Below are 6,061 nucleotides of genomic sequence, written 5' to 3' on the forward strand. Positions count from 1 at the left end.
CCCACCGAGGACGCCGCATGCTCGAGCCCATTTTCCCGCTCATCCTGTTTGCCATCGTCGCCACCACCACGCCCGGCATCGCCACGACCCTGTCGACGGCATCGGGCGCGCAGTTCGGCTTTCGCCGTTCCGTACCCCTGCTGATCGGCAGCGCCGCCGGCCTCGCCACGGTGACGAGCGCCGCCGCCGCCGGGCTCGCCGGCCTGCTGCTCGCCGTGCCCTCGCTGCAACTGGCGATGAAGGTCACCGGCTCACTTTATCTCGTCTGGCTGGCGATCAAGATCGGCCGCAGCGGACCGCCTAATCTGGATGTGACCATGACCAGGCCGAACAGCTTTCTCGGCGGCGCCGGCATTCAATGGATGAACCCGAAGGGATGGGCGATGGGATTGGGCGCCGCGGCGTCGTTCGCGGCATTGGCCAGCGGACCGATGCAACTCGCGCTGCTGCTCGGCGCCACTTTCGGCCTCGCGGCCGCCGCCTCGCTTTCACTGTGGTGCGTGGCCGGCATGGTGCTGGCGCGGCTGCTCAAGACCGAGTGGCAATGGCGCGCGCTCAACATCGTGCTGGCGCTGGTGCTGGCCGCCTCGATCATTCCGATGTGGCGGTCGGTGTAAAGCGCTCAAGCCAAAACCCGCGCCAGCCCCCCACCCGGGCCTTCGGTCCGACCTCCCCACAAGGGGGAGGTGGGGAGTCCAGCTTTTCGCGCCCCACAAGACCATTGTCGCATGGGCGGACAAGCCGCGTCCCCAACCTTCCCCCTTATGGGGGTCCGAAGGACGGGCGAGACCCGCGGCTCGCCCCGGCAAGTCGCTGCGAAGCAGCGGGGTGGGGTCCTGGTTCGCAAAGCGAACCAGCCTCTCAACCTTCAAACCCCGTAGCGGGCCGCCGGCTTGTCGGCGTGCAGGCTGCCGTAGAAGGCTTGCCGGGCGCCGAGGAATGTGTCGAGCTTGGCCGCATCGGCAAGCGCGGGCACGGTGACCGCCTCGCCTTTGGCCAAGCCGACAAGTGCGGCATCGACCATGTCGTCGGCGGTCATGATGATCTCCTTCGGAACGTTTGCGATATCGGTGCCGGCAAGTTCCCAGAAATCGGTCCGGGTCGCGCCCGGCAGCACCACCTGCACCTTCACATTGGTGCCCTCGACCTCACGGTGCAGGGCTTCGGTGAAGTTGACCACATAAGCTTTGGTGCCGCTGTAGATGCCGCCGAAGGAGGTGTCGAAGGCGAGCACCGAGGCGATGTTGACGATGCCGCCGCGGTTGCGTGCCAAAAGCCCCGGCAGCACGGCGCGGGTTAGACGCGTCAAGGCGATGGTGTTGACCTTGATCATGCGCTCGGCCGCGTCGACATCGGCGGTGGCCACGACGGCCTGGCCGCCGATGCCGGCATTGTTGACCAGCAGTGTGATGCTCTCGTCGGCTGTTACAGCTTGCTCGACGCGGCGCACATCATCGTCGTTTGCAAGATCGGCGCTGGTCACGCCGACCTTGCGGCTATAGGTCTGGCGCAGCTTCCCGGCCAGTTCCTCCAGCCGGTCGGCGCGCCGCGCCACCAGCACCAGATCGTAGCCCTGCCCCGCCAGCCGGTCGGCATAGACCGCGCCGATGCCCGACGAAGCACCGGTGACGACCGCCGTGCCCTTGTTGCCCTGTCCACTCATTGTCCTGTTCCTTCTTCAACTGATCTTGTTCGTTTCGAATGACCCCCGGCACCGTGGCATCTGCCGCGCTGCCGGAAAGCCGCTTGATCTGATTTAGTGGCATATACCACTAATCGTGAAGTAGGCATATGCCACTATCTTGTCAATGAGACGGGCGGGGATTATTTGAGGGGAGCAGCCGGGCCTCATTCCCCGGCGCCAGGGACCATCATGTCAAAGGACAGCCTGCCCGGCCTCACGCTCTGCAACAACGCCGCCCTGCGCCGCGCGGCGCGCAAGCTCGGCAAGTTTTATGATGATGTGGTGGAGCCGTCAGGCCTCAAGGCGACGCAGCAGGGCCTGCTTTACCAGATCCATATGGGCGATGAGCCGGCGATGGGCGCCATCGCCACGTCGCTGATCATGGACCTGTCGGCGCTCGGCCATACGCTGAAACCGCTGATCCGCGACGGCTATGTCGAGACCTTCGCCGACCCGGAGGACCGCCGCGTCAAGCGTGTACGACTGACGCCAAAGGGCCTGGACAAGATCGAGGAAGCGATGAAACTGTGGCAAATCGCCCAGCAGCGTTTCGAGGATGTCGTCGGCAAGGACAAGGCCGAAGATTTGCGCGCGGCTCTGGATGAGATCGCCGCGCTGGATTTTGATCTGCCGCCGGCCACGCCCTAAGGCCAGCGTTTGCCAAAGACTCTACTCGGCAGGCATTTCTACAGGCCGAGCCGCCCAGCGGCCGGCGACCACGACGCCAAGCCCGACGATCGGGAAGATCGCGGCGACCAGGCCGAGATCGGCCGGCGCGCCGTAGCGCAGCACGGCACCACCGACCACGGCACCCAGCGCCACGCCGAGATAGAGCGCCGAGGCGTTGAGCGACAGCACGATCGGGGCGGCATCGGGCGCCAGCTTGATGATGCGGCTCGCCTGCGCCGGCGGGAACGCCCAGCCGACGATGCCCCACGGCACCATCATCGCCATCAGCGCCGGCCCGGCAATATGGTGCGGCAGGAAGGTCGGGATGACCGACAATAAGACCAGCATGGCTGCACTCAGCGCCAGCGACCAGCCGACGGTGCGGGTCGCACCGAACCGGTCGGCGGCCTGGCCGCCGCCAATGTTGCCGATGACGGCGCCGACGCCGAAGGCGAGCAGCATGCCGGGCAGCGCGATCTGGCTGAGACCGCCGCCCTCGATGGCAAGCGGCGCGACATAGGCAAAGACGGTGAAGGCGCCGATCAGCGCCAGCACTGTCGTCAACAGGATCGGCATCACGCCTGGACGCAGCGCTGCCGCCAGCCTGCGCTTCAAGGGCAGCCTGGTGCCGACGATGCCCTGCGGCAGCCGGTACCACAGGATCGCGCCTGCAAGCGCGCCAAGGCCGGCGATGGCAAAGAAGGTACCGCGCCAGCCGGCGACGGTGGCAACGAGCGCGCCGAGCGGCGCACCGAGCGCAACGGCCACAGTGGTGCCGCCGACGACGACGGCGATGGCACGCGCCCGGTGATGATCATCGACCAGCGCTACTGCGGTGCCCTGCGCGGTTGCGGCGAACAGGCCCGACGACAGCGCCATGACGATGCGCGCGACCAGAAGCAGTTCGAAGGAGGAACTCAAGGCCGCGGCGATGTTGCCGATGACGAAGAACACCAGCGTCCACAGGATGACGCGGCGCCGGTCCCATTCGCCGGTCAGCGTCGCCAGGATCGGCGTGCCGACCGCATAGGCGAGCGCGAAGGCGGTAATCAGCGTGCCGGCCAGCGGAATGGAGATGCCGGCATCCGCCGCGATGTCGGGCAGAAGGCTGGAGATGACGAAGCCTTCGGTCGAGATCGTGAACGATCCGAGCGCGAGCCAGAAGAGGCGCTTGTCCATGGCGGGATGTCCTTAGTTCAAAAGTTATTGAACAATTGGACATAATGGGGCATCATGTCAATGAAGCCAGGGAAAAATAGCTGAACCTTCCTGACAGCCCTGTGTCAGCACAGGCCGGGCGGGGTTCGCGCGAGACGGAGAAAGGCCATGTGGAGCCAACAATGATGGATGCGTTGAAATCGGACCCGACTGTGCTTAGTTTCGAGACATGACCTTGCCACACCCCAATACGGACCAGATCAGCCTGCCGATCGTGCTTGGCGTGCTCGGCGACCCGACGCGGCTTGCCATCGTGCGCTATCTCGCCAGCAAGCAGGGCGTGCCGCTGAACTGCAGCCAGTTCCTCGATTTCGGCTCGAAGACCAATCTGAGCTACCACCTCGCCAAATTGCGCGAGGCCGGCGTCACCCGCGCCGAGGTGGTCGGCACCAACCGCATGATCACACTGCGCCGCGCCGATCTCGACGCCCGCTTCCCCGGCCTGCTCGACAGCGTCATCGCCGCCGCCGGCGACGATCCGGCACTGCCGGCGGTTGGCGGCCACGATATCGAAGTGCACGCCCGACCCTGAAGGATTTGGGTTCCTCGCCCACGAACGTGGGGAACAGGAAAAGCGGCGTCACACAGGAGCTTCCCGAAATGCGCATCGCCGTCCTCGCCGACATCCACGGCAATGCGCTGGCGCTCGACGCCGTGCTTGACGACCTGCGCCGGCGCGGCGGCGCCGACCTGACCGTCAATCTCGGCGACAGCGTTTCCGGCCCGCTATGGCCGCGCGAAACGATGGAACGGCTGCAGGCGCTGAACCTGCCGACGGTGCGCGGCAACCACGACCGCCGTGTTGCCGCCGACCCCGCTGATGACACCATGTGGCCCTCCGACGTCTATGCGCAGGAGCGGCTGACCGAGGCACAGCGCCAGGTGCTGTTCGCCCAGCCGTTGACGCTGGAGATCGCACCCGGAATCATCGCTTTCCACGCCCGTCCCGACCATGACGAGAAATATCTCACTGATACGATTGCCAATGGCCAGCTGGTGCGCGCGCCGCTGACGGCGATCCGGCGGCGGCTGAAGGCGCTCGACCCGGCTTGCCGCATCGCGCTGTGCGGCCACAGCCACCGCGCGGAACTGATCCGCGTCCCCGACGGTCCCGTCATCTTCAATCCGGGCAGCATCGGCTGCCCTGCCTATGACGATTCCACGCCGCCGGCGCATGTCTCCGAGCAGGGCTCGCCGCATGCGCGCTACGGCATCGTCACCTCGGGCAGCAACGGCCAGCCCGACGGCTTCGAGGCCATCGCCGTCGACTACGACCACGAGGCGGCCGCCAGGCAGGCCGAACAAGCGGACCGGCCGGAATGGGCTCACGCGCTCAGAACCGGGTTCATGCCCCTGCCCGGCTGAAGGCTGGCGAAACGGCGGCCCGAATTTTCGGGCTTACATGGCGCCGCGTCGTCCCTTATAAAACCGGCCGGGCTTGCGGCGGGCTCGATCCGCCGCGGCACGGTATCAGCGCACGGCCAAACGATGAGGCGCACAGTTACGCTCCGAACAAACCTCCATGCGCTGATTGCTGCTCCGCTGCTGATGACGGCGTGGCCGGTGATTGCCCCCGCTATGGCTGAAGAGATGGCCCAAGCGGCGCCGGAGCTCGTCATCTCCGTCGTCACCGGCCTGGCGCCGGACGACCTTCTCAAGGTCCGCACCACCGCATCGCCGGTCGCCACGGTCGAGGCGCGGCTGAGCAGCGGCGACATGGTCACCAATCTCGGCTGCAACGACATCAACGGCTACAAATGGTGCAAGGTCGAGAGCACGGGCAAGGAGAAGCTGAGCGGCTGGGCGCCGGCGCGCTATCTCATCCCCCTCAATCCGAACCCCTATGTCGAAGGTGAGCCAAGACCGGCCGATGCGCCGGTGGTTGCCTCCACCGGCAGTGGGGCCGAGCAGGCCTCGCCACCGGACCAATCGCAGGCCACCGGCTCAGCCGACAGCGCGCCGGTCGCACCGCCCGACCTGACAGCGCGGCTTGGCGGCGCCGGTCCGGCAGCAGAAAGCACGCCGAAATCGCCAGAGGAAATCGGCCACGCCGCCATGCAGGATGCGTACCTACTGGCGCTGGCGGCGCCTGACGTCCCGCTTGATTCCGCTCCGACGCTGGCTTCTGGCCCCGAGATTCCCTGCGCCCGCTATGTCGGCCAGCCGATGGAGCGCTGCAAGGTCAGCGTGGTGCACAGCGCCGACAAGGCGAACATCACTGTGACCTGGCCCGATGGCGGCACGCGTATCATCTCCTTCCGTGCCGGCCAGCCGGCCGGTTCCGACGCGCCCGGCGACTTCCGCTTCACCAGGGAAGGCAGCCTCAACATGATCCGTGTCGGCGTCTCGGAGCGGTTTGAGATCACGGATCAGTTGGCGCTGGGGAATTAGAATTTAGGGGAGTAGGGGAGTAGGGGAATAAGGGAGTATGTTTGGAATGCCCTCGAACCCAACCTACTCCCCTACTCCCCTACTCCCCTACTCCCTTAC

General features: G+C 66.2%; 7 protein-coding genes. 5 read left to right on the forward strand and 2 right to left on the reverse strand.

Translation table 11 applies throughout. The features are described 5' to 3' along the window. Positions 1-17: 17 nt before the first annotated feature. Entirely contained in the window at positions 18-617 is a 600-nt protein-coding gene (locus LB519_RS16400; RefSeq protein WP_224620605.1) for a LysE family translocator, read from the forward strand. A 251-nt stretch (positions 618-868) separates the two neighbouring features. On the opposite strand, the gene LB519_RS16405 is transcribed toward LB519_RS16400, so the two are convergent. Continuing rightward, a complete protein-coding gene (locus LB519_RS16405) occupies positions 869-1,663 on the reverse strand; it encodes an SDR family NAD(P)-dependent oxidoreductase (protein ID WP_224620606.1) in 795 nt (264 codons plus the stop codon). 210 nt (positions 1,664-1,873) lie between these two features. Here LB519_RS16405 and LB519_RS16410 point away from each other — a divergent pair, with 210 nt between their 5' ends. Then, on the forward strand, positions 1,874-2,332 hold the full coding sequence (locus tag LB519_RS16410; RefSeq protein ID WP_024504123.1) for a MarR family winged helix-turn-helix transcriptional regulator: 459 nt from the start codon (positions 1,874-1,876) through the stop codon (positions 2,330-2,332). Positions 2,333-2,353: 21 nt separating this feature from the next. Here LB519_RS16410 and LB519_RS16415 read toward each other — a convergent pair whose 3' ends face one another. Beyond that, positions 2,354-3,532: an MFS transporter gene (locus LB519_RS16415; RefSeq protein ID WP_013530113.1), complete on the reverse strand. Its 1,179-nt coding sequence runs from the start codon at positions 3,530-3,532 to the stop codon at positions 2,354-2,356. Between the two features lie 208 nt (positions 3,533-3,740). Between LB519_RS16415 and LB519_RS16420 the strand changes: the two genes are divergently transcribed. The 3 genes from LB519_RS16420 (at position 3,741) to LB519_RS16430 (ending at position 5,962) form a co-directional block, all read left to right on the forward strand. Continuing rightward, the gene (locus LB519_RS16420; RefSeq protein WP_013530112.1) at positions 3,741-4,103 is read left to right on the forward strand and encodes an ArsR/SmtB family transcription factor; all 363 of its coding nucleotides are present in this window, start codon (positions 3,741-3,743) and stop codon (positions 4,101-4,103) included. Positions 4,104-4,171: 68 nt separating this feature from the next. Further along, complete coding sequence (locus LB519_RS16425; protein WP_224620607.1) at positions 4,172-4,936, forward strand: metallophosphoesterase family protein; 765 nt, start codon at positions 4,172-4,174, stop codon at positions 4,934-4,936. A 213-nt stretch (positions 4,937-5,149) separates the two neighbouring features. Further along, positions 5,150-5,962, forward strand: coding sequence for an SH3 domain-containing protein (locus LB519_RS16430; protein ID WP_318011929.1), 813 nt, complete (start codon positions 5,150-5,152; stop codon positions 5,960-5,962). The last annotated feature ends 99 nt before the right edge of the window (positions 5,963-6,061 follow it).

Origin of the sequence: Mesorhizobium sp. AD1-1, assembly GCF_020164655.1 — a bacterium.
GTDB classification, from domain to species: domain Bacteria; phylum Pseudomonadota; class Alphaproteobacteria; order Rhizobiales; family Rhizobiaceae; genus Mesorhizobium; species Mesorhizobium ciceri.